At 41.2% G+C, this 22,095-nt stretch carries 23 protein-coding genes; 10 read left to right on the top strand and 13 right to left on the bottom strand.

All coding sequences use genetic code 11. The features are described 5' to 3' along the window. Positions 1-121: 121 nt before the first annotated feature. On the top strand, positions 122-1,810 hold the full coding sequence (locus BMW53_RS17365) for a Na/Pi cotransporter family protein (protein WP_038555367.1): 1,689 nt from the start codon (positions 122-124) through the stop codon (positions 1,808-1,810). A gap of 13 nt (positions 1,811-1,823) precedes the next feature. Here the strand turns inward: BMW53_RS17365 and BMW53_RS17360 are convergent, their stop codons facing one another. From BMW53_RS17360 to BMW53_RS17345, 4 genes are all read right to left on the bottom strand, one after another. Continuing rightward, on the bottom strand, positions 1,824-4,376 hold the full coding sequence (locus BMW53_RS17360) for a TonB-dependent receptor (protein WP_038555370.1): 2,553 nt from the start codon (positions 4,374-4,376) through the stop codon (positions 1,824-1,826). Continuing rightward, complete coding sequence (locus BMW53_RS17355; protein ID WP_051567562.1) at positions 4,376-5,236, bottom strand: FecR family protein; 861 nt, start codon at positions 5,234-5,236, stop codon at positions 4,376-4,378. The genes BMW53_RS17360 and BMW53_RS17355 overlap by 1 nt, the downstream gene beginning before the upstream one ends. Further along, a complete protein-coding gene (locus BMW53_RS17350) occupies positions 5,229-5,720 on the bottom strand; it encodes an RNA polymerase sigma factor (protein WP_038555373.1) in 492 nt (163 codons plus the stop codon). The genes BMW53_RS17355 and BMW53_RS17350 overlap by 8 nt, the downstream gene beginning before the upstream one ends. 105 nt (positions 5,721-5,825) lie before the next feature. After that, on the bottom strand, positions 5,826-6,860 hold the full coding sequence (locus tag BMW53_RS17345; RefSeq protein WP_051567563.1) for a hypothetical protein: 1,035 nt from the start codon (positions 6,858-6,860) through the stop codon (positions 5,826-5,828). 218 nt (positions 6,861-7,078) lie between these two features. Here BMW53_RS17345 and BMW53_RS17340 point away from each other — a divergent pair, with 218 nt between their 5' ends. Next, positions 7,079-8,728, top strand: coding sequence for an alkaline phosphatase family protein (locus BMW53_RS17340; RefSeq protein ID WP_038555376.1), 1,650 nt, complete (start codon positions 7,079-7,081; stop codon positions 8,726-8,728). A gap of 25 nt (positions 8,729-8,753) precedes the next feature. Here the strand turns inward: BMW53_RS17340 and BMW53_RS17335 are convergent, their stop codons facing one another. Next, on the bottom strand, positions 8,754-9,155 hold the full coding sequence (locus tag BMW53_RS17335; RefSeq protein WP_038555379.1) for a carboxypeptidase-like regulatory domain-containing protein: 402 nt from the start codon (positions 9,153-9,155) through the stop codon (positions 8,754-8,756). A 433-nt stretch (positions 9,156-9,588) separates the two neighbouring features. Between BMW53_RS17335 and nuoE the strand changes: the two genes are divergently transcribed. From nuoE to BMW53_RS17305, 6 genes are all read left to right on the top strand, one after another. Then, positions 9,589-10,065 carry an NADH-quinone oxidoreductase subunit NuoE gene (gene nuoE, locus BMW53_RS17330; protein WP_038555382.1) on the top strand — a complete coding sequence of 159 codons (477 nt, stop codon included), beginning with the start codon at positions 9,589-9,591 and terminating at the stop codon, positions 10,063-10,065. A 10-nt stretch (positions 10,066-10,075) separates the two neighbouring features. Continuing rightward, entirely contained in the window at positions 10,076-11,260 is a 1,185-nt protein-coding gene (locus BMW53_RS17325) for a complex I 51 kDa subunit family protein (protein ID WP_038563716.1), read from the top strand. A gap of 21 nt (positions 11,261-11,281) precedes the next feature. Beyond that, positions 11,282-13,072: an NADH-dependent [FeFe] hydrogenase, group A6 gene (locus BMW53_RS17320; protein WP_038555385.1), complete on the top strand. Its 1,791-nt coding sequence runs from the start codon at positions 11,282-11,284 to the stop codon at positions 13,070-13,072. A gap of 72 nt (positions 13,073-13,144) precedes the next feature. Further along, positions 13,145-13,609 (top strand): methylated-DNA--[protein]-cysteine S-methyltransferase, encoded by a 465-nt coding sequence (locus BMW53_RS17315; RefSeq protein WP_217642979.1) that lies wholly within the window; start codon positions 13,145-13,147, stop codon positions 13,607-13,609. Positions 13,610-13,846: 237 nt separating this feature from the next. After that, positions 13,847-14,806 (top strand): alpha/beta hydrolase, encoded by a 960-nt coding sequence (locus tag BMW53_RS17310; RefSeq protein ID WP_051567564.1) that lies wholly within the window; start codon positions 13,847-13,849, stop codon positions 14,804-14,806. A 15-nt stretch (positions 14,807-14,821) separates the two neighbouring features. Then, positions 14,822-15,655 carry an endonuclease/exonuclease/phosphatase family protein gene (locus tag BMW53_RS17305; protein WP_038555394.1) on the top strand — a complete coding sequence of 278 codons (834 nt, stop codon included), beginning with the start codon at positions 14,822-14,824 and terminating at the stop codon, positions 15,653-15,655. 89 nt (positions 15,656-15,744) lie between these two features. Here the strand turns inward: BMW53_RS17305 and BMW53_RS17300 are convergent, their stop codons facing one another. The 6 genes from BMW53_RS17300 to BMW53_RS17280 are packed head-to-tail and all read right to left on the bottom strand — an operon-like array spanning position 15,745 to position 17,913. After that, on the bottom strand, positions 15,745-15,945 hold the full coding sequence (locus BMW53_RS17300; RefSeq protein WP_038555399.1) for a helix-turn-helix transcriptional regulator: 201 nt from the start codon (positions 15,943-15,945) through the stop codon (positions 15,745-15,747). Further along, a complete protein-coding gene (locus BMW53_RS17295; protein WP_038555404.1) occupies positions 15,945-16,349 on the bottom strand; it encodes a hypothetical protein in 405 nt (134 codons plus the stop codon). Before BMW53_RS17295 ends, BMW53_RS17300 begins: the two co-directional genes overlap by 1 nt. 17 nt (positions 16,350-16,366) lie before the next feature. Then, a complete protein-coding gene (locus BMW53_RS21540; RefSeq protein WP_217642977.1) occupies positions 16,367-16,462 on the bottom strand; it encodes a helix-turn-helix transcriptional regulator in 96 nt (31 codons plus the stop codon). Then, complete coding sequence (locus BMW53_RS17290) at positions 16,452-16,937, bottom strand: hypothetical protein (RefSeq protein ID WP_038555408.1); 486 nt, start codon at positions 16,935-16,937, stop codon at positions 16,452-16,454. The genes BMW53_RS21540 and BMW53_RS17290 overlap by 11 nt, the downstream gene beginning before the upstream one ends. Before the next feature lie 2 nt (positions 16,938-16,939). Next, on the bottom strand, positions 16,940-17,428 hold the full coding sequence (locus BMW53_RS17285; RefSeq protein WP_038555412.1) for a hypothetical protein: 489 nt from the start codon (positions 17,426-17,428) through the stop codon (positions 16,940-16,942). 2 nt (positions 17,429-17,430) lie between these two features. Further along, complete coding sequence (locus BMW53_RS17280; protein WP_038555417.1) at positions 17,431-17,913, bottom strand: hypothetical protein; 483 nt, start codon at positions 17,911-17,913, stop codon at positions 17,431-17,433. Between the two features lie 692 nt (positions 17,914-18,605). Between BMW53_RS17280 and BMW53_RS17270 the strand changes: the two genes are divergently transcribed. Further along, positions 18,606-19,976 carry an alanine/glycine:cation symporter family protein gene (locus BMW53_RS17270; RefSeq protein WP_038555423.1) on the top strand — a complete coding sequence of 457 codons (1,371 nt, stop codon included), beginning with the start codon at positions 18,606-18,608 and terminating at the stop codon, positions 19,974-19,976. Positions 19,977-20,083: 107 nt separating this feature from the next. After that, a complete protein-coding gene (locus tag BMW53_RS17265) occupies positions 20,084-20,719 on the top strand; it encodes a YkgJ family cysteine cluster protein (protein ID WP_038563720.1) in 636 nt (211 codons plus the stop codon). A gap of 58 nt (positions 20,720-20,777) precedes the next feature. Here the strand turns inward: BMW53_RS17265 and BMW53_RS17260 are convergent, their stop codons facing one another. Beyond that, positions 20,778-21,200 (bottom strand): acyl-CoA thioesterase, encoded by a 423-nt coding sequence (locus tag BMW53_RS17260; RefSeq protein WP_038555427.1) that lies wholly within the window; start codon positions 21,198-21,200, stop codon positions 20,778-20,780. A gap of 88 nt (positions 21,201-21,288) precedes the next feature. Beyond that, the gene (locus BMW53_RS17255; protein WP_038555431.1) at positions 21,289-21,903 is read right to left on the bottom strand and encodes a fumarylacetoacetate hydrolase family protein; all 615 of its coding nucleotides are present in this window, start codon (positions 21,901-21,903) and stop codon (positions 21,289-21,291) included. Positions 21,904-22,095: the final 192 nt, after the last annotated feature.

Genomic DNA, 22,095 nt, shown 5'->3' with positions numbered 1-22,095 from the left:
TTTAAATGCCTGTTTTTAAGCCACATAACAGGTGTAACAATCGCAACAAGTAAATCAAGTCAGAAATTTCTCCCATATTTTTTCGATTATCCCTACTTTCGCCGTTTTAAATTCACCAAGAATGGACTATTCTTTACTTGATTTTCTGACCTTAATCGGGGCACTGGGACTTTTCCTTTATGGGATGAAACTGATGAGCGAAGCGCTGCAAAAAGTGGCAGGCGGCAAACTTCGCAACTTTTTGGCCGCCATGACTTCCAATCGGTTCATGGGCGTAATAACCGGGCTATCAATCACCGCCATTATTCAATCGTCGAGTGCAACTACGGTAATGATTGTTAGTTTTGTGAATGCAGGGCTTCTTACACTTACCGAATCGGCCGGTGTAATTATGGGAGCAAACATTGGCACAACCGTTACCGCCTGGATCATCTCCATTCTTGGCTTCAAAGTAAAAATGAGCATCCTGGCCTTCCCAATCATTGGTATCGGTTTCCCCTTGGTGTTTTCCAAAAAGACCCGAAACAAATCGTGGGGCGAAGTGCTGGTTGGTTTTGCCTTACTTTTTATTGGTTTGGAAAGTTTAAAAGCGAGTGTACCTAATATCGGCGATAACCCTGAAATTCTGGAATTTCTGAAAAACTTTACCGGAATGGGATTGGGGTCGAGCCTGATCTTTTTACTTATAGGCACCCTGCTTACCGTTGTTATTCAATCGTCGAGTGCAACAATGGCGCTAACGCTGGTAATGTGTAATAATGGCTGGATACAATTCGACCACGCGGCGGCCATGGTGCTTGGCGAAAATATTGGCACAACAATAACCGCTAATATAGCCGCTACGGTGGCCAACTCATCGGCAAAACGCGCTGCACGAATACACTTTCTGTTCAATGTAGTAGGTGTAATATGGGTGCTTTCCATATTCCCGTTTTTCCTGCGCGGAATAGATACCATTACACAATCAATAACCGGAAGTTCGGCATTTAACAACGCCGGGGCCGTTCCAATTGCCTTGTCGTTTTTCCATACTTCGTTTAATATTTTGAATGTACTGTTTCAGATATGGTTTGTTCGCTTCCTGGTAAATATGGTACAGAAATTAGTACCGGAGAAAGAAGATGAAGAAGAGTTCAAACTCAGGTACATCAAATTCGGAATGCTGAACACCAGCGAATTATCGTTACTTCAGGCCAAAAAGGAAATTATAGTTTATGCCCAGCAAACAAAAAAACTATTTTCCAGAGTTAATAACATGCTCGAAGAGGAAAACGAGCGAAAACTGGTAAAACAGTTCAATAAAATGGAAATTGGAGAAGATAAAAGCGACCAAATGGAAGTTTCCATTGCCAGTTATCTCACCAAAGTTTCGGAAGGTGTATTGAGCAAACAATCGTCGAAAAGTATCAGCTCGATGCTTCGTATTGTTGACGAAATTGAAAGTATTGGCGATTCATGCCTTAACATTGGCCGGGCTTTGCTACGAATCAGCGATAAGAAGGAAACGCTGACTCCGAAAATGAAAGAAAAAGTGTCGGAAATGATTAAAATGGTCGATAAGTCGATGAACATTATGATCGAAAACCTGAATAAAGACAATACCGAAGTTGATATAACAGAGGCCGAGGCTATTGAAAAACAAATTAACCGGTTCAGAGATAAACTACGGAAAGACCACGTTGCCAAAATAGAAAATGAAAAATACTCGTACCAAATAGGTACCTTATACAAAGATATTTTCTCGGGGCTGGAAAGACTGGCTGACCATGTTTACGATGTAACTGTTTCGATTATCGATTATACTGACTAGACTTTAGCTGCATTTACAACTCAATATTCAGAAACACGGCCGGTGTAAACGAAATCGCATCGGAATAAACACCAATAAGACTAAGCTCGTCGATGGTGCTAATTCTTATATTCGAGTATTTAATGTTCCCGGTATTAAATATATTCAGGACTGAAATTCCGGCTTCGGCTTTTACTTTTCCCGGCCTGAATTTATAAACCAAAGCCGCATCCAGCCTGCTGTAGGCTTTATCGAAATTCAGGTCGTTATCAACTTCCAGATCATAGCGCTCGAAACCGGAACCATAAACATAATTTGCCGACAGATAAAACGATTTATAATTGTAAACCCCCGCAAATTTTAGCTCGTGTTTTTGCTGATGTGGTGCCGGCTGCCAGGTATTTATCCGGAAATACGGGAACTGCTCTTCCGCATTACTTAAGGTGTACGAAATCCAGGCCATGTTACGTTTGTATTCTTTTTTCAGAAAAATATCGAGGCCTTTGCTTCGTGCCTTTCCTTCGTAAAAACCCTCACTAACAAGCAAATTTCCATTTACGTAACGGCTCAATCCATCGGTAGTTTTATAAAAAGCTTCAGCACTGGCTGTAAATCCGTTTCGCTGATAGGATAATCCGGCCACAAAATGTTCGGCACTTAAAACCGGAACTTGCTCCTCATCGGAGTTTGTCCAAAACTCGGTGTAATTATTGGTACTGTCGAGCACCGTTGTTTTCGATATAAACTGATTATACAGCCCCCACGAAGCATTTATTTTCAGATCATCAAAAACAGAAAACGATGCCGAAACACGTGGCTCTACATACCATTTACCAGGCTTGGTGTTATAAATAGCCCGCACCCCGGTTTTTAATTCCAGCAACTCACCAAACGGATATTCATCCTGCAAATACGAATAAATGCGCGGCGATTGGTTATTAATGTTAATCTGTTGTTTGCCATCGGAAAAACGCGCTAATTCAACCTTGTTATTAATTGCGCCGGTACCAATCAGTAAACGATGTCCCCGGCGAAAATTCAAGGTATGTTCGGCATTAAAACTTAGTTCGTCCACCGTATTTTCCGCGTCCAAATCATTTAACGTCGTAATGTTTCCGTTTTGGTTATTTTCGGTTTGCGCCTTTTGGTACAACTCACGCCCAAATGCCGAATAGGCAACAGTCAGGTTTGTAGCATCTCCGTTATTCCAGGGATAATTCAACTGTGCCGATCCACCCAACTGTTTATTCTGTTCCTGCTCCTCTCGTGTCCATAAAACTCTTGCCAATTGGGCATCCATATCGTAGCTAAAATCGTCGCCGCCACCATATAAACTAAGTGAGAACCGGCTTCCGTCATCGCCCTTAAACGTATATTTCAGGTTGGCATCGCGAAAAACAAAATCGGGTTTTACGTCGGAAATACGATTCGTAGAAGGACCTTTTCCGTGGGGAGTTCCTACTCCGGCACCCGCACCCGACGTTGAATTTTCTTCTCGGGCAACAATACTTATTCGTGTTGGGCTGTACAACTGATGATAGGTTTGGCGGTAGGCAGCCAGTAACGACGATTTTTTTGAAAGCGGCAGCTGCACCATTGTATTTACCGTAATTGAATTGATACTGAATGTAAGCGTTGGTTTTAATAAGGTTCCGTCTTTGCCCTGAATATCAACAATTCCTCCAACACGATCGCCATAGCGGGCTTCGTAACCGCCTTTCATTACTTCAATATTTTTTACCACCAAAGGATTGACAACGGCAATGTTATCGTTGAAATTTTTTAATCCGAAAACGGTAAATCCATCAAACAGAATTTTACTGTGGCTCTCGTATGCGCCCCAAATAAGCAGATCGTTGGATTGTTCGCCTGAAGCCATTACTCCGGGCATTAATCGCAAAAGGTTAAACACCGAATTATCGCCATAGCCGGGAAGGATAGGTGCAATTTGGTGGTTAATTTTCATTCGGCCGGCGGTGTTGCCAATAAGTGTTGATTTTTCGATGGGATTACTGTAAATCTGCACCTCCTGAATGCGTTCGATTTGCGGATAAAGCAAAAAATTACGACTGAGACTTTGCGTAACAACCGTATCGAAAACAAAATAGCCCAGGTGCGAAATTTGAAGATTGTAAGAAGTATCGGCCGAAGCAATAAAATTGAAATATCCCTGAATATCGGATTGTACCGGCCGGCGGTTAATAAGAATGTATGAATAAGGCAAAGGCTCAAAAGTGTTGGCTTCCAGCACCTGCCCCGATATTTGAGTTAACTCCGGTTTGTTTTTCCGTTTGGGAATAATCAGCAACACATCGCCCGAGCGTTCAATTTCGAGCGGAAAATCTTTAATAAGAAAACGCAGTGCTTCTTCATCGCTATTGAAAGATTTGTGGTTGGCACTGACTAAAAAACCGGAGAGTAAATCGCTATCGTAGGCAAACTGCAAGCCATACTTTTCCTTTAAATCGATTAAAACCTGATTTAACGGGGTTTTACGTGTGTTGATTTCTATTTCTTTCTGGTTTTGTGCCGCCACCTGCATTGCGGTTAACAGCATTACCAAAACCACAACAGTGAATCGGTTCATTAACTTTCGGCTGTCACTATGTAAATATTATTCGCTTGTTTTTCAAACTTCAGATTCATTGGTTTGCAAACAAAATCCAACACATCCTCAACGCTGTGTTGTTTCGAAAAATTACTTCCAAAGTTACGATTATTTAATTCCGGATCGAGTTTTATCGTTACGGCATATTGGCGCTCAATTTCATCAATCACCTCTTTTAACGGACGCCCGGCGAAGTAGAAATAATTTTGCTTCCAGCTTATTGCCTTTTCTGATTCAAATAGTTTGGTAACCACCAGTTTCCCCGCTTCCAGCTCAACATGATTTTGGGGCAGAAGAATTACTTTCTCGTTACCGGGCGATGTTACCTGCACTTTACCGGTGAGGCAGGTTACGCGGTAATTTTCTTCGCGGGCATAAATATTAAACGAAGTTCCGAGCACCTGCGTAGTTCCGTTATTGGACTCAACAGTGAACGTTGATCCTTTTTCAACATTAAAAAAGCCTTCCCCTACAAATTTAAGTTTACGTTCCCATTTCCATTTCAGGGGATTATAAACCAATTTTGATGCTGCGTTCAAATCAACGCTCGATCCGTCGGGTAACGCGGCTACCAGGTGTTCGCCGGGCCTACATTCTATGGTTTTCTGCCACGACGAAATAACTGCTCCGAATCCTAAAATTAACAGAACTACCGCCGCCGCTGCCCACTGAACCCAATTGTTTCGGATATGAACCTCTTTTGCCGGGTTTTTATCCATTTTCCCTTGCAGCTCATTCCAAACATCAGCCTCCGATTTCTCCCAGTTTATCTTTCCCTTTCCGAAAAGATCTTTTTCGAAATCGTTTAACGGATCGCTATGTATATTTTTATCATTCATTTGTTTTTAAACTAGTTCGTAAAAACGTAAGCGCGAGCCTCATACGCTTTTCAACCGCCTTAACACTTACTCCAACCATTTCGGCAATTTCGTTGTAGGTCAGTTGATCAACGCGGCTCATCAGGAAAACGGTTCGTTGTTTTTCGGGCATTCTTTGCAGCGCGTAACTGTAATCTTGCTTCAGCTGCTCGAAAACCAGGTCTTCCTCCGGTGAGCGCGATTTTCCATCCGGCTCATAATGCTTAAAAAATTCAAAAGAACGTTTTTCTTTTCGGTAGTGCGACACAAACAGGTTGTTGGCAATTTTAAAAAGCAGCCCTTTCACCCTGGCCTCGTCAATTTTATTTTGTTTCTCCCAAATCTTCAGAAATGTTTCCTGCGCAATATCGGTAGCCAGTTCGGTATCTCCCGAACGATAGAACATATAGTTACGAACCTGGCTAAAATGTTCATTAAAAAGCTTTTTGAATTCCTCTTTTGTCAAAACGCAGCAACATTGGTTAGCATGTTAAAGTTACAGTTATTTGCGGGATTGAGAAATACCGGGAGACCCAAAAAACACCTCCCGGTACTATCTCTCCACTACTCACTATCCGTTGCCGTTATGGTTATTGTTTCCATTCTGATTTTGATTCTGGTTATTATTTTGATTTCCGTTTTCACCCGAATACTGATGCTGATTTTGCTGCATTTTCTGTTTTGCCAGTCCGTTATAATGTTTTTCTGAAAGGTCGATTACTTCGTCTCCGGCATCGGTCGTCAGCAGTGCATAATGGTCGCAATCTTCGCCACTCTCGTTATAACCATAATCCAGTATGGAAACTGTACTTCCACCAACACGAACTTCAACCTCGCCTTCAACCATGTACCTGCACATTGCCAGACGTTTTAACGGAGCGGTAATTGTTTTACTGTAGGTTTCTTCGGTTCCATCGGGCCACACAATTGTGCCGGTAACTTCGCCGGTAATAATCACAACATCATCACTCTGAATTTCGGGTGTATCAAGGCCGGCCAGCCATTGCCAAACACGTTCGGCACTTCTTGTTACGATTGTTCCGTCGGGATAAATAAAGGTCATCTCCGACTCTAATTTACGGAATGTGCTATCCAGTTTGTCAACTACAACTTCTGAAGTACCGGATATCAGCATCGAATCGACCGAAAAATCATTGAAGCTTACCAACCGCGAATAATCCTGGCTGTTTCGTGGTGCCGAAATTACCATAACAATTTCGCCGCTCAACACTTTGCCATTGTTTAGCACCGTGCTATCGCCATAATTCAGCGTAATTGTAAGCGGATAACCGGAATCATCGCTCTGCTCGATGGTAACATCCGGACACTGATTTTCGAAATAGCGCAGGTTACTGTTCCATCCAAAAAATTTACCCATTTGCCACCAACGTGTAAGAATCGGTTCGGCATTGGCAAAAAATTCCACTTCGTAATTACATTCGGTAACAGCAGCTTCGGCCTGTACTTCGGCCACTGCAATTTCGGCCGATTTTAAGGTCAATTCGTCACTCATCTCTGGAATATCAATACTTTCATCAGTATTTGTATTACACGAGAACATTAACATTGCCAAGGCAACAACTAAAAATCCAATACTATTTTTCATGACATTATATTTTAATGATTACTTCTAACTCTAATCCGCACGAGACCCGACCTACCCTACTCGTTTGCGTGTTTTTTTTTCAGAATTAGTTTTAATCACAAACTCAAACTTCTGACAAACAAGTTTTTGAGACAACCATTTTTTTATCCGCTTTACAAAATTCCTTTGTTGAAAGCATTCAAATTGTTTACTTTTGGCTGCTTAAATCAGTTTAAAATATGAAGTCAGGAGTAGTTGTAGTTATAAGTTTTATTCTCTTATTTCTGGGTGGCCAGGCACAGGCACAAAACAATAAAGCGCTAAATAGCGATAAACCCAAAGTGGTAATTGGTATTGTTGTTGAAAACATGCGGCCCGATTACATTCAGCGCTATTGGGAAAAGTTTCAGCCCAACGGATTTAAGAAAATCTACACGCAGGGAGCCGTTTGCCAGAATGTGAAACTTACGCTGCACGAACAAAACTACGCCAGCGGAACAGCAACACTGTTTACCGGTGTTCATCCTTCTATTCACGGAATTGTTTCGAATAATTGGTACGACCGACTGAAGAAAAAGGAAATTGACAGCACCGAAGACGACTATTATTTTACGGTTGGTGCCGATACCAAAGCCGGTGCTGCATCGCCGCAAAACCTGCTTTCGACAACACTTACCGATAATTTGAAAATATTAAGCGGAGGAAAAGCCAAAATATTTAGTGCAGCTTTAAACCGCGAGTCGGCAATTTTTGCTGCCGGCCATGCTGCCGATGGCGCTTACTGGTTCGACTCTGAATCGGGACGAATGATATCAAGTTCGTTTTACGTAAGCACTTTCCCCGATTGGGTGCGTTTGTTCAACAGCGAAAATTACGCCGATATTTATAGCCACCGCACCTGGACAACACTACTCCCTGAAACCGAATACACCGAAAGCCTGCGCGACGACTACCTGTTGGAGCGTGGCTATTTTGGCGAGTTTAATACTTTCCCGCACTCCATAAACAAATACATTAACCGCACCAGCGATTTCCGACCCTTTAAAACTACACCATCGGCCAATATGATGATTAAGGATTTTACCCTGCGTTTGTTGGAAAACGAAGAAATTGGTACCGATAACATTACCGATTTTGTTACGGCTGTATTTTCGAGCATGGATTATGAAAACGGCTCATTTGGGCCGGCTTCGCTCGAAATGGAAGATACTTACCTTTATCTCGACCAGTACATTGGCGAATTGATTGATGCCGCCGAACAAAAATTCGGGAAAGATAATGTGCTGTTTTTTCTTACGGCCAACACATCAGCTTCGTACCCGGTTGAGTACCTGAAAGAGGAATTTCACCTTACGGTTGATTATTTTAATGTTGAAAGTGCTATTGCTCTGTTAACTTCTTATCTGAATATCACCTATGGCGAAGAGAAATGGATTGAACATTATTCTGATCTTCAGCTGTACCTTGATCACGATATTATTAATAAAAACGATAATGTAAGCTTGAATGAGTTACGAGAAGTTTCATCAAACTTCATCAACCAGTTTACCGGCGTTCAGGTGTCGATGCCGGCTTTTCAGCTGGAACAGGGAAGCTCGGCAAACGGGCTGTTCGAGCCGCTGTACAATACCTACCACAAAAACCGTTCGGGCGATTTTATCTACACCTTAAAAGAAGGCTGGCAACCCGGGTATAAATTCAAACGCGCCAATTACACCGACCAGTCGCGAATTCCGATAGTAATTTGGGGAAAAGGAATTAAGGCACAAACCATAAGCACAACGCACAACGCCGTTGATCTGGTGCCAACACTGGCCGAATTAATATCAGTGCCGATACCCGACAAATGCCAGGGAAAAATTATTAAAGAAATTGTGGAACGAAAATGAGATTAACCGCCGGCCTTTTGAATTGTTAAAATAGTTTAAAGCCTTTTCGATCGTTCTTTTTCTCCGGTTTTAGCTCTGCATGAACCTGATCGTTCTTTTTCTGTCGGTTTTTACTGCTCAACAGCGGCTGAAGACTTACCACCAGGGTAGTATCCGATACAGCATCAACATGGTGCAAAACCGGTTTAAAACCGCCGTTTGAAATGGACAAATCAATAGCGCCCTTATCGAGAATTAGCTTATAAAATCCATTCTGATTGGTAATTGTTCCTATTCCTGAATTCTTTTCAAAAATACTTACGTTTTCCATGGCTTTTCCGTTGGTTCCATTATTAACATAGCCTGTAATGGTTACGATTTGGGCCCAACTCATGCCCGGAATAATTAATAATAGAACAGCGAAATGGGTGATTAATACTGTTTTCATTTTAATGAACTTGTTAAATTGTTATATGGCTCTATAAAATTAGACAAAAAAGAGCACAAAAAGGTTGCTTCATCCTTTAATTTTCTTTGAACAATTTGTTAATGAATTTCTGATTTCGGCCGTAATTAACAATCCTTGTTTAAACAACATTGTGTTCGCTCATCTTTGTAGAACACATTTATACATGACAAAAATTAGCTTCGCCGATATTTTTTGAAACAGATCGAATTTCAACACCTGTTTTCTGCTGAAAAACATAATGTTATGAAACAAATACACTGTTTTTTTAGGTGATTACTCCGTACATTTGTTTATAACAAATAAAGAATTATTTCTTTATTATGATCAGTAACAAGTCAACGATCCTGCCTTAACCGGCGCTCTGCTTAACAATAACAACTAAAAACCAATAAAAAAAACTAAAACTTGCCTCATGGATCCAATCCAAACCTTAGTTAAAAACCTGGCAGAGAAACATGGTCGAAGCCGGGAGAGTGTTTTACCCATTTTACAAGGAGTGGTTGAACAGGAAAAATTCCTTTCAGAACGTTCGATGATCGAAATTGCGCGGGAAATTGATATCCCGGCCGCCGACGTTTATGGAACGGCTACATTCTATTCCTTCCTTGAAACCAAACCTACCGGACAATTTATTATTCGTGTGTGCAAAACCATTACCTGTGCCATGAAGGGCAAAAACCAGATTTTGTTTGCCATAGAAGACATGCTAAAAATTGGTTTAGGGGAAACCACCCCCGACAAACAATTTACCCTGCTGGAAACCAACTGCCTGGGCTGGTGCCACAAAGCACCGGCTATGCTGATAAACGATGAGATTTATACCGAACTCACACCTGAAAAAGTGCGGGAGATATTATCGGGTTATATGAAAGTAAATGCGAATCACTAAACCGGCAAATATGGCAACTTCAAATCAATTAAAACGTGTAGATTTCATTTTCAGAAATGAAAACGACTGGGAAAAAATTCTCTCTTCAACCCTGGAAAGAAAACCACAGGAACTAATTAACGAACTCATCAGCTCCGAGTTAAAAGGACGCGGCGGAGCCGGCTTTCCAACCGGACTAAAATGGAAACTTACAGCAGAATCGAAAGAGAAAGAAAAATATGTGATATGTAATGCCGACGAAGGCGAGCCCGGCACTTTTAAAGACCGCGAAATTTTATCGCGCGTACCCTACAAAGTACTAACGGCAATGGCTATTTGCGGGTATATTACCGGAGCGAAAAAAGGTTATATCTATCTGCGGGGCGAATATAAATTTCTGTTGCCCGAGTTAAACAAGGTCATCGACGAGTTCGAATACTACTGCAAAGAAACTAATCTCGATTTCAAAATATCAATTTTTATGGGTAGCGGCGCTTACATTTGTGGCGAAGAAACCGCCTTAATGGAATCGATGGAAGGAAAACGTGGCGAACCGCGTAACAAACCACCATTTCCTACGCAAGCCGGTTTTATGGGAAAACCTACCGTTATCAACAATGTGGAAACGTTGGTGCACACCTTCACCATTTTTAAATACGGCGCAAAAAAATTCTACGATCTGGGCGTTCAGTACTCTCGCGGCACCAAGCTGTTCTCGGTATCGGGCGATACACCCAAACCGGGTATTTACGAATTGGAGCTGGGAATGAGCTTGCAGGATTTTGTGTACGAATTTGGCGACGGCGATACCAAAGCCGTACAAGTTGGCGGAGCTTCCGGTTTTCTTGTACCCCGCAAAAAATTTAAAGATGCCGCCATTGGTTTTAAAGGAAAACTAACGGGCATTTCGTTACCCACCGGCGGATCGATGATGCTTTTTAATAGTTCGCGCTCGATGTTTAATGTGCTCGATAATTACCTCGAATTTTTCCGGGAAGAATCGTGCGGCCAGTGCACGCCGTGCCGCGTTGGTTGCCAGCAGTTACTACTGGGCATTAAAGCGGTGAAACGCGGTGAAAAACCGGCCTCCTACCTCGATAAATTATTGCGCCTTACCGAAACCATGCAATACACAGCCAAATGTGGTTTGGGCCAATCGGTGGCCAATTCGTTCTCGTCGATTGTAGAGAACTTCAGAGAAGAAATGATCTATTAAAAAACCGGAAAAAGAAAGATTATGAGCAAAAAAGTAAACATCACCATAAACGGTTTTCCGGTTGAGATTGCAACAGGAAAAACCATTCTGGAAGCTGCCGAAGAACAGGGAATTACCATTCCAACACTATGTCATCATAAAGATTTGTGCGTTGCCGGAAACTGCCGCGTTTGTGTGGTTGAGGTAGCCGGACAAAACCGCTTGTCGGCGGCCTGTGCCACACCGTGCGAGGAAGGTATGGAAATCCTTACCAACAGTTTAAAAGTTCGTAATTCGCGCAAGCAAATTATCGAATTGCTACTGGCCGAGCACAATGCCGATTGCACCAAGTGTTACCGCAACGGAAACTGCGAACTGCAAACGCTTGCATCGGAGTATAAAATAATGACCCAGGATTTTATCGAACTCGTTCCGTTAAAGCACTTCTCGATAGATGCTTATTCGCCGTCGATAATTAAAGACGACAGCAAATGTATCCGCTGCCAGCGTTGTGTACGAACCTGCGCAGAATTGCAGGGTGTTAACGCGCTTACTGTGGCCCACAAAGGCGATAAAATGAAGATTACCACATTCTTCGAGAAAGCCATGCGCGACGTGGTTTGTACCAACTGCGGCCAATGTGTTAACCACTGCCCTACCGGAGCGCTGGTTGAGAGAAACTACATTGAAGAAGTTTGGGAAGCCATTGCCAATCCGAATAAACATGTTGTGGTGCAAACAGCACCTGCAGTGCGTGTGGGACTGGGCGAGGAACTGGGATTAAAACCGGGGAAAAGTGTTACCGGAAAAATGGTTGCCGCTTTAAAACGTTTAGGATTCGACTCAGTTCTGGATACCGATTTTACCGCCGACCTTACCATTATGGAAGAAGGAACCGAATTACTTACCCGCCTGAAAAAAGCGTTGGTAGATAACGACAAGTCGGTTGCTTTACCAATGGCAACATCATGTTCGCCGGGATGGATTAAATACATTGAACACATGTTCCCTGAACACTTAAATAACCTTTCTACTTGTAAATCGCCACAACAAATGTTCGGGGCATTGGCAAAAACGTATTACGCCAACGCACGAAACATAAAACCTGAAGACATTGTTTCGGTTTCGATAATGCCGTGTACAGCAAAAAAATACGAAGCCTTCCGCCCGGAAATGCACGACAGTGGCTACCGCGATGTTGACTATGTTTTAACAACGCGCGAGCTGGCAATCCTGATTAAACAAGCCGGCTTGGATTTCAACAAACTGGAGCCTGCTAAATACGACCGATTAATGGGCGAATCATCCGGGGCAGGAGTAATTTTTGGGGCAACCGGTGGCGTTATGGAAGCGGCTTTGCGCACCGCGTACGAAATCGTTACCGGCCGCGAAGTTCCGTTCGAAAACCTGAACATTATTCCGGTACGTGGTAGCGATGGTATTCGCGAAGCAAGCATAAAAATTGAAAATCCGGTGGAAGAATGGGCATTCCTCGATGGTGTTGAACTAAAATGTGCTGTGGCACACGGGCTAATCAATGCTAAATCGGTTATGGAATCAGTAAAAGCCGGAACTGCCGATTACCATTTTATTGAATTTATGGCCTGCCCGGGCGGGTGCCTGGGTGGCGGCGGACAGCCGATTCCTACCAACCCCGAAATAAGGCGTAAACGTGCCGAAGCAATTTATGCTGAAGATGAAGGACTGCCAATTCGTAAATCGCACGATAACCCGGAAATTAAAAAGCTATATAAAGATTTCCTGAAAGAACCATTGGGAGAAGTTTCGCATCATCTGCTGCATACGAAATATACAAAACGTGAAAGGTATTAAACCCTAACCTAACTTTTATTAAAATCCGGTATCTTTGGTACCGGATTTTTTATGGCACAATTTACCCGATATATGAATTCTCCCGTTGGCTGGCTCAAACTACAGTCAACCGAAACGGCACTAACTGCTGTGTACTTTGATGCTGAGAAAACGGATAATTCTACTGATCAACCAACAATTTTGAAAGAAGCCGAAAGTCAGTTGCAAGAATATTTTGCCGGCAAACGAAAAGAATTCAAACTGAAACTGGCTCCTGAAGGAACAGAATTTCAGCAAAGGATTTGGCAACTGGTACAAAATGTTGATTTTGGAACTACTGCCAGCTACCTCGATATTGCCAAACAATCGGGATCGGAGAAAAACACGCGTGCCGTAGGGCTGGCAAACAGTAAAAACCCCGTACCAATTATTATTCCTTGTCACCGTATTGTGGGAAGCTCAGGTAAACTTACCGGTTATGCAGGAGGTTTGGAACGCAAACGCTGGCTACTGAAACACGAACTTTCACACACGTCTTCTACCACCAGATTATTCTAAATACGGGAGCATTGTCCCAAAATGAATAACAAATCAAACTTAATAAAAAACGCTATACCACTGAATACTTGCATATTAAGAATTATGGTATATAGTTTGCTAATTTGTATCCGAAATCAGGAAGATAAAAAATAAGGAAACTGATATAGTAACCTTAAGAAATGGAACTCAATTTTGGGTTCCATTTTCTTTTGCAGGAAGTTTGATATATCCTTATATTCACCACAAAAAATTTATATGTACAAAAAGTTTAGCCTCGTTGTGCTGTTGTTCTTCCTGGTGGGTATCTCATTTGCACAGGAAAGATATACAGCTAACCTGTTTGATGAAATACGAGTAGAAACCGTTACCTATGCGACCAAGGGTGGCGAAAATCTGGATATGGATATTTACCTTCCGCAAAACGATTCCGAGCAGGAACGTGCCACCATAATTTTTGTGCATGGCGGTGGTTTTAGTGAAGGTCAAAGAGATGGAGAAAAAATTAAAACATTTTGCACCCGACTGGCCAATTATGGCTATGTAGCGGCTTCTATCTCCTACCGTTTAACGCGTAAAGGAAAGCCCGAAGGTTTTGGCTGTAATTGCCCCGCTACCGAAAAACTGAACACGATTTATGCTGCCAGTGAAGATTTACTGGATGCCACCCATTTTCTTATCGAAAACCGCCATCAATACGCCATAAATCCACAACAAATTATACTGTCGGGAAGTAGCGCCGGTGCTGAAACCGTTTTGTACACAGCCTATCAGCCGCCTTATTGTTATGGTTTAGACTCAGGGCCCGTTTCGTTTGCCGGAGTAATTGGCATGGCCGGAGCCATCCCCGACACAACGGCCTTATACGATGAATCGGCAATCCCCTCGCTTTTATTCCACGGCACCGATGATAATTTGGTCCCGTACGGAACTGCGCCACATCATTATTGCAACGAAGATGACAAAGGCTACTGGCTATTGCACGGATCGTACACCATTGCTGAAAAAATGCAGCAATTGGGCGCCCCCTACTGGCTACACACTACCTGTGGGGCAGGTCACGAAATAAGTTCTTCGCCCCTTAAGGATTATTTCGATGAGATTATCGAATTTTGTAAGGATTTTGCCATCGACAGGAAAGATGAACAACGCGAAACAATTATAGACGGAAATCAAAACACCGATAAATACACCACTTATAATTTCTGTTCAGAATAAAACAATTTTATTAAGATGAAACGATTAATTTTAAGCCTACTTTTAATCTTCCCAACAATGCTATTTGCGCAGCAAATGAATGTAATGACGTTTAATATCCGAATGAATACGGCAAGCGACGGCGTTAATGCCTGGCCAAACCGTATTGAAATGGTGAACGGATTATTTCATTTTTACGATCCCGACGTTTTTGGTTTGCAGGAAGTATTATACAATCAGTTAGTTGATCTGGAGAAAGGATTGCCCGAATACAAATGGTTTGGCGTTGGCCGCGACGATGGCGATAAAGCCGGCGAATTTATGCCCATCTTCTACAATCCGAAAAAATTGATTTTGGAAGAAAAAGGCCATTTCTGGTTATCTGAAAATTGCAATGAGCCGGGACTGGGCTGGGACGCCGCCTGCAACCGTATTGTTACCTGGGGAAAATTTAAATCGAAAGTTACCGGGAAAAAATTCTTCGTTTTTAATACGCATTTCGACCATGTGGGTGTGGAAGCCCGTAAAAATTCGGCAAAACTGATTCATAAAAAAATGGAAGAGTTTACTGCGGGATCAGGATTGCCTGTAATTCTAACCGGCGATTTTAACCTCACTCCGGAAACAAAACCCATAGCCCTGATAAAAGAATACATGAGCGACAGCCGCGAAGTTACACAGGAGCCACCTTACGGGCCGGTTGGAACTTACAACGGTTTTAAACCGGGCAGCGAAGGCGATAACCGCATCGATTACATTTTTGTGAACAACAAAATTAAGGTGTTGGAATATGCGGCCATCAGCGATACTTACGAAAACCGGTCGCCATCTGATCATTTACCGGTTTTTGTGCAACTACAGTTGAAATAAGAAAAATGGTTCTCGCAGATTACGCTGATTTTCGCAGATATGTCCAGGAAAAAATTCAGCGTAATTGGCGTAATCTGCGAGAAATGTTTTCAATCCGAATCCTCCAGCTCAAAAATTTCATTCACCGGCTTTTCAAATATTTTCGAGATTTTCAGGGCCAAAACAGTTGAGGGCACATACCTCCCCTTTTCGATGGAATTAATGGTTTGGCGCGAAACACCAATTAGTTTTGCCAAATCGTCTTGCGTGAGGTTTTTAATGGCACGTTCTATTTTTAGCCTATTCTGCACTATCGATTCCTTTTCATTAAACCAAACATTCCAAAATAAAAGAGAAACATTGTTAAAAGTAATCCCTCTATTCCCAAATCTTCAACTATAAATTCACCATCGAAAAGCCAACTAACAAAAGGACTTACCACTACATATCCCACTCCGAAAATGAAGGACGAGGCCAGCGCTTTTAGTCGGATTACCAAAGTTAGTTCATCTTCAATCTTATCTCTTGTAAGTGCCAACAACAGAAACGAAAGTAAAACTCCCAAGCGGAAAATTGTTTTGGCAATTTCGTCATCAATCGCAATTACTTTAGTTACAGAAAACGTAATAAAAAGTATGCTTAAAGCCAATAAACTATAAGCCAATTTCTTAAATCTTCGGGGTAGTAAACGCAAATTATTTTGAGTTTTATTCATCACAAATAAGCTGTAAATTAATGTATGGTTTGGCGCGAAACACCAATCAGTTTCGCTAAATCGTCTTGTGTGAGTTTTTTTATGGCACGTTCTATTTTAAGCCTATTCTGCACTTCGTATTTTTGATTTGGTAACGTAATAACTCACCAGGTAAAATCCCAAAATAACTGCTAATAATGTATCTGCTGAAAGTTGACTAAAATCGTCAGAAATACTATTTTCTATATAAGTTAGAAAAAAGAATCCTACTACTCCTGCCCCAAAACTTCGATAGAATGATTTTAACCGTATAATGTTCGACATTTCATCTTCAATTTTATCCCGAGAAAAACAAATAAGAAACAAGCCAAAAATGATATAAATACTCCCCAGATGGTTACCACCATCAACTAACAAACCCTGAAAAATCCATGGCACGGAAACTCCACAAATAACGATGAACAACCCCACAAATTTAAACCAGCGAGGAAATAACTTTAGCTTCTTAAAAACAGCTTCTTCATTCTTATCCCTAGAGAGCCAGGACACAAGTCCAATAGACAGAACAACAAGTACCAATAATAGTGGTTGAACCAACTTTGTTTCCATAATTAATTCTGATTTTTTAAGGTTCGGTATTTAGTAAAATAGAAATAGCTTAGATACAAAATATAGGTTGCATTTAATAGCATCATAAACCAGATAAATGCGTTTTCGGAAAAGGAATTCGGTTCAATAATTTCATATGCTGAATAAATACCTGCGAGAATAAAGAAAGAAATTATAGAAATATACATCGCCTTCATTCGTATCTGTTCTGCAAATTCATCATCATCCTTTTCCTTTGAAAAAGCGATCTGGAGCAAACCAAAATAGATTCCTGACAATAAAAAAGTATTTTTTGAAGGATCGATATTTCCCTGGAAGATTGAATAAGCAAAAACAAAAAGAAGCCACCCGATCCCAACAAACTTCCACCAATAGGGCAACAATAATGGAATGCGTTCAAAAACATCCATTTTACCTTTTCCTGCGGGAAGCATTCGCACAAGCATCACCAAATAACTAATGATAACGATCGTTCCAATTATTGCATTCATAATTAATTATTCTCTTTTCGTAGTTTATAAAGGGTAAAATAAAAGTAGAGTGTGGCAATTAATAGTCCACCTCCCATAAAAGCCTGAATGATAAAATTACTCCAGTCTCTGTTCCCGGAATCATTAATTCGTGAAGCGCCCAATGCACAACACATAGCAACAAAACTTACAAACGAATAAGCAAAAGCTTTAAACCTAACCTGTTCCGAGAATTCATCTTCGGTCTTTTGTTTCGAAAAGAACACTAAGAATAAGGCCAGGTTAAAAACTGAAATTACCATTTCATTCTTGTTCTCTATTGAGTTTCGAAAAATTAGTATTGCCAACAAAGCAACAATCGTAAAGATTAATGCCACTGCTTTAAACCAATTTGGTAACAAGCGAAATTTCCGCTCATATAAATCAAAACTTAATGCTGAGGATGGAATTATATAGGCCAATAGTCCGATATAAATACAAAAAACGATTATGCTGTAGGCTTCCATAATTACAGATTTTATTCACGATTCTTATTTGAGGTGTACTTCGCGTAATAGAAATTAAAAAGATAAACTGTCAAAATAACAGTAATAACTATGAGGCCCGAGACTCGTGCTATCCATGGTTGGATATCAAAAATTAAAAATAAATACATTGGAAAAAGGCTTCCAAAAACTGCTATCGTTCCAATAAAACTAACGATTAAGGCCTTTAATCTTATTTGATGAATGAACTCATCCTCTATTCTTTCTTTTGAGAAAGCAATAAGAAATAATCCTATGTTAAGGAAGTAAAATGTTAATTCTTTACTGTATTCATATTTGTTCCAATTAAGTAAACCAAATGCAAGAATTATCACACATAAAATTATTCCAAACCATTTAAATAGGTATGGAAAAAACCTAAGTTTAATACTCATTATATCACTGGAGAAGGCTTTTCGACGTACTAAAAAACTTGACAACCCCAGATAAAGTACAAAAGCCCCAACATAGATGTACTCTTCAATACTCATTCGTGTAAACTTTACTGTTCAATATGACAAACATACTTTACATTTCTGAAAAAATCAAGTATCCTTTACCTATTTTACAACATCTTTATCTTCAGAACCATTTCGATCATTTTATCACAAAACCTAACTTTTATCTTTCAATCTGCTGTTTGATTATTGACAAGTTTTACATTTCTTAGCAAGATGTTTGAAAATATTGGTCAGCTCATTATAAAAATCTCCGATAGCATTTGGGGAGCTCCTATTTTAATTTTGCTACTTGGTGGCGGCTTTTACTTTTTGGTTTATTCGCGTTTGGCGCCGCTGCGATATATCGGACATGCCCTTAAAATTCTTACCGGCAAATACGACGATCCGAATGAAGCCGGCCAGTTACGGCACTACCAGGCACTTTCAACCGCTCTTGCCGGAACCGTTGGCATGGGCAATATAAGCGGCGTGGCTGTTGCCATTACCATGGGCGGACCAGGTGCCATATTTTGGATGTGGATTTCGGCATTGCTCGGAATAAGCACCAAGTTTTTTACCTGTTCGCTGGCCGTTATGTTTCGCGGAAAAGACGATGCAGGCGAAATTCAGGGCGGCCCCATGTATTACATTACCGAAGGACTGGGCAAAAACTGGCGACCGGTAGCTGTCTTTTTCTCGATTATGGCAATGATCGGAGTTTCACCGCTATTTCAGGCTAATCAGCTTACCCAAATGATACGCGATGTGGTTTTGGTTCCCAATAATGTTAGTGGCTCCTTTACCACCGATCTTGTTACCGGAATTGTTATTGCTATAATTGTTGGTTTGGTTGTCATTGGCGGCATTAAACGTATCGGTAAAGTTACCGGAAGACTCGTGCCCACCATGGTTGTTGTCTACACAGCAACCGTCCTTTACGTAATATTTTCACACCCTTCGGCAATTGTTCCTGCCTTTAAAACGATTTTCGAAGATGCTTTTACCGGCAATGCAGTATTAGGCGGATCGCTGGGCGCCATAATAATTACAGGTGTGCGTCGTGCAGCTTTTTCAAACGAGGCCGGACTGGGAACTGCCCCAATGGCACACGGAGCCGCAAAAACCAACGAACCCATTCGCGAAGGTTTGGTGGCCATGCTTGGACCGATAATCGATACCATTGTTGTTTGTACCATGACTGCCCTGGCCATAATTGTTACCAATACCTGGCTTGAAAGCAGCGCCGACGGAATTACGCTCACTGCCCACGCATTCGATTCGGCCATCCCGGTTTTCGGAAAATATATCCTATCCATTTGTGCCATTTTCTTTAGTATGTCAACCATGTTTGCCTTTCCGTATTACGGTGTAAAATGCCTTGGTTTTGTTGCCGGAACCAAATACCAGCACATTTACAACTACCTTTTTGTTGCCGTAATTTTGCTGGGTGCAGTAGCCAATTTGCGTACGATAATTGGTTTAATCGACATTGCTTTTGCTTTAATGGCTTTCCCAACGGTAATTACAACCATACTGCTTTCGCCTCATGTAAAACGCGCCTCGAAAGATTATTTTGCCCGACTGAAACTGGAAAAAACGAAATAATAAAAAAGTGCAAATCAATTCCGCGCGAAGTTTCGTTTTCAAGTCCCGAAATTGATTAATTGTTGCTTTTCTATCATAAATTCAATATTTTAAACCAAAATATTGATATGACCACTAATCCGCAATTTGAACAACTCGAAAAAGCCTTTTTCCATGATGGTTACCAATTGGCCATGAAAGCGATTGAAGCCAACATGGAGCAGGAAGCATTGCATCAGTCTTTAAAAGAAATGTACGCTGCCATCGACGGACTCATTGATTCGTTGTTTGTATATGCTCGCCAACAAAACCAAAGTATCCACTGCAAACGGGGCTGTAGCTGGTGTTGCCACCAACCGGTTTTTGCGTTGGATTATGAGCTGGAGTATTTGCAGGCGTTTATTGAGAAATCTTTTGATGCCGAAACGATTTCCGGAATAGCAGAAAAGGCAAAACAAAAACAAGACAAACTCGGACACTTAAAAGGCGATGAACTAATGAATGCCAAACATCCCTGCCCTTTATTAAAAGACAAAACCTGCATGGCTTACGATGCCCGCCCGATAGCCTGCCGCATTTATCTTTCGTCGGATGTAAAAAGCTGTGTTCACTTTTACAAGCACCCCGATGACAAAACCACCTACCCTGCCCTTTTGGATATGCCCATGCGCCTGGGACGAATGATGAACGAAGGATTTAAATCGGCACTAAAAACCAATGGTATTGAGACAAAAGAATTTCGTATTGAAGAGAAACTTCTATAATGTTTAGAGCCAAACTAATTAAAAAATGGAGATGCTGAATCAAGTTCAGCATGACGTTCTAAACTTTCTCCAGAACTATTCCAGCTTCCTCAAATTTACGTTCCAGAATTTCAGGAGAAAGCGGCCGGCCATTTTTTGTTAGTACCGAAGTAATGCGGCCTTTTACCATCAGCTTTTCATCGGCTTTACGAATTACCTCCTGCAAAAAGACAATGCGTAATCGTCCTTGTTTTCCAATTTTCAAACGCACTAAAAAATCGTCGCCGGGGCGCAGCGGAAATTTGTATTCGAGTTCAGCTTTTATAACTACTGCATCAATTCCATCGTCGTGCAATTGTGCAAAATCGAGCCCAACATGGTTTAAAAATTTGTGGCGTGTGTGCTCCAGGTAATTTTGATAAACAGCATTGTTTACAATTCCCTGAATGTCGCATTCATAGTCGCGCACCTGCATTTCCAATTCAAAGTGATGATTTTCCATTATGTAGATTTAAAGGCTAAAGCCAGATTCAATAGTTTATAATAAAACACCGGCTTGAAAGCCGGTGCAAAATATATCATTAAAAGTCTTATTTGACTTCAAAGTCAAACAGTTTTTTGTCTTCCAGGTAACCTTCCAAACGATCGCCAATGGCCACCGGACCAACATTTGCAGGCGTTCCGGTGTAAATCAAGTCACCAATTTTCAGGGTGACATATTTTGAGATATGGGCAATTAATTCATCAAAATCAAAAATCATCATTCCCGAATGCGATTCCTGAACGGTATCACCATTTACATCCAGTCGAAAACTGATTGATTCCTGATCGGGGAAAATTGATTTTGGCAAAAAAGTATTACTTAAAACCGCTGACTTATCAAAAGCTTTTGCTTTTTCCCAGGGCAGTCCTTTTGCTTTTAGTTGCGCCTGTACATCGCGGGCCGTAAAATCAATTCCCAAACCCACCTCATCGTAATAGCGGTGCGCAAATCGTTTTTCAATATTTTTGCCAATACGATTTATCTTAATCACTAACTCAATTTCGTGATGCACCTCGTTGGTCCAGTCCGGAATGTAAAACGGATCGTTATTTCGCAACAAGGCCGTGTCGGGCTTCATAAAAAAAATGGGCTCTTCGGGTAAGTCATTTCCCAACTCTTTGGCATGAGCCACGTAATTTCTTCCTATGCAAATTATTTTCATAATTCAAAGCTTTACAATTACACTGTCATTTCGAGCACAGCGAGAAATCTGTAACATCCAAAATAAGAAAGTAACAGATTTCTCAGTCGTTCCTCCTTGCCAATGACAGAATTAATTTACATTTTGACAATTTACTACTTCCATGTTTAGTTCTTTTGCCAATTTGTTTACTGTTCTCATTTTATTTATCAT

Source organism: Draconibacterium orientale, assembly GCF_900111425.1.
GTDB classification, from domain to species: domain Bacteria; phylum Bacteroidota; class Bacteroidia; order Bacteroidales; family Prolixibacteraceae; genus Draconibacterium; species Draconibacterium orientale.
This window is presented reverse-complemented; position numbering and strand designations above follow the sequence as displayed.

Coding starts and splice junctions, on each gene's coding strand:
- BMW53_RS17290 (WP_038555408.1), bottom strand. CDS start 16,937: ATGGAAACAAAGTTGGTTCAACCACTATTATTGGTACTTGTTGTTCTG.
- BMW53_RS17260 (WP_038555427.1), bottom strand. CDS start 21,200: ATGGAAAATCATCACTTTGAATTGGAAATGCAGGTGCGCGACTATGAA.
- BMW53_RS17355 (WP_051567562.1), bottom strand. CDS start 5,236: ATGAATGATAAAAATATACATAGCGATCCGTTAAACGATTTCGAAAAA.
- BMW53_RS17295 (WP_038555404.1), bottom strand. CDS start 16,349: ATGAATAAAACTCAAAATAATTTGCGTTTACTACCCCGAAGATTTAAG.
- BMW53_RS17320 (WP_038555385.1), top strand. CDS start 11,282: ATGAGCAAAAAAGTAAACATCACCATAAACGGTTTTCCGGTTGAGATT.
- BMW53_RS17305 (WP_038555394.1), top strand. CDS start 14,822: ATGAAACGATTAATTTTAAGCCTACTTTTAATCTTCCCAACAATGCTA.
- BMW53_RS17315 (WP_217642979.1), top strand. CDS start 13,145: ATGAATTCTCCCGTTGGCTGGCTCAAACTACAGTCAACCGAAACGGCA.
- nuoE (WP_038555382.1), top strand. CDS start 9,589: ATGGATCCAATCCAAACCTTAGTTAAAAACCTGGCAGAGAAACATGGT.
- BMW53_RS17365 (WP_038555367.1), top strand. CDS start 122: ATGGACTATTCTTTACTTGATTTTCTGACCTTAATCGGGGCACTGGGA.
- BMW53_RS17310 (WP_051567564.1), top strand. CDS start 13,847: ATGTACAAAAAGTTTAGCCTCGTTGTGCTGTTGTTCTTCCTGGTGGGT.
- BMW53_RS17270 (WP_038555423.1), top strand. CDS start 18,606: ATGTTTGAAAATATTGGTCAGCTCATTATAAAAATCTCCGATAGCATT.
- BMW53_RS17255 (WP_038555431.1), bottom strand. CDS start 21,903: ATGAAAATAATTTGCATAGGAAGAAATTACGTGGCTCATGCCAAAGAG.
- BMW53_RS17335 (WP_038555379.1), bottom strand. CDS start 9,155: ATGAAAACAGTATTAATCACCCATTTCGCTGTTCTATTATTAATTATT.
- BMW53_RS17280 (WP_038555417.1), bottom strand. CDS start 17,913: ATGGAAGCCTACAGCATAATCGTTTTTTGTATTTATATCGGACTATTG.
- BMW53_RS17325 (WP_038563716.1), top strand. CDS start 10,076: ATGGCAACTTCAAATCAATTAAAACGTGTAGATTTCATTTTCAGAAAT.
- BMW53_RS17265 (WP_038563720.1), top strand. CDS start 20,084: ATGACCACTAATCCGCAATTTGAACAACTCGAAAAAGCCTTTTTCCAT.
- BMW53_RS17360 (WP_038555370.1), bottom strand. CDS start 4,376: ATGAACCGATTCACTGTTGTGGTTTTGGTAATGCTGTTAACCGCAATG.
- BMW53_RS17345 (WP_051567563.1), bottom strand. CDS start 6,860: ATGAAAAATAGTATTGGATTTTTAGTTGTTGCCTTGGCAATGTTAATG.
- BMW53_RS17285 (WP_038555412.1), bottom strand. CDS start 17,428: ATGAATGCAATAATTGGAACGATCGTTATCATTAGTTATTTGGTGATG.
- BMW53_RS17340 (WP_038555376.1), top strand. CDS start 7,079: ATGAAGTCAGGAGTAGTTGTAGTTATAAGTTTTATTCTCTTATTTCTG.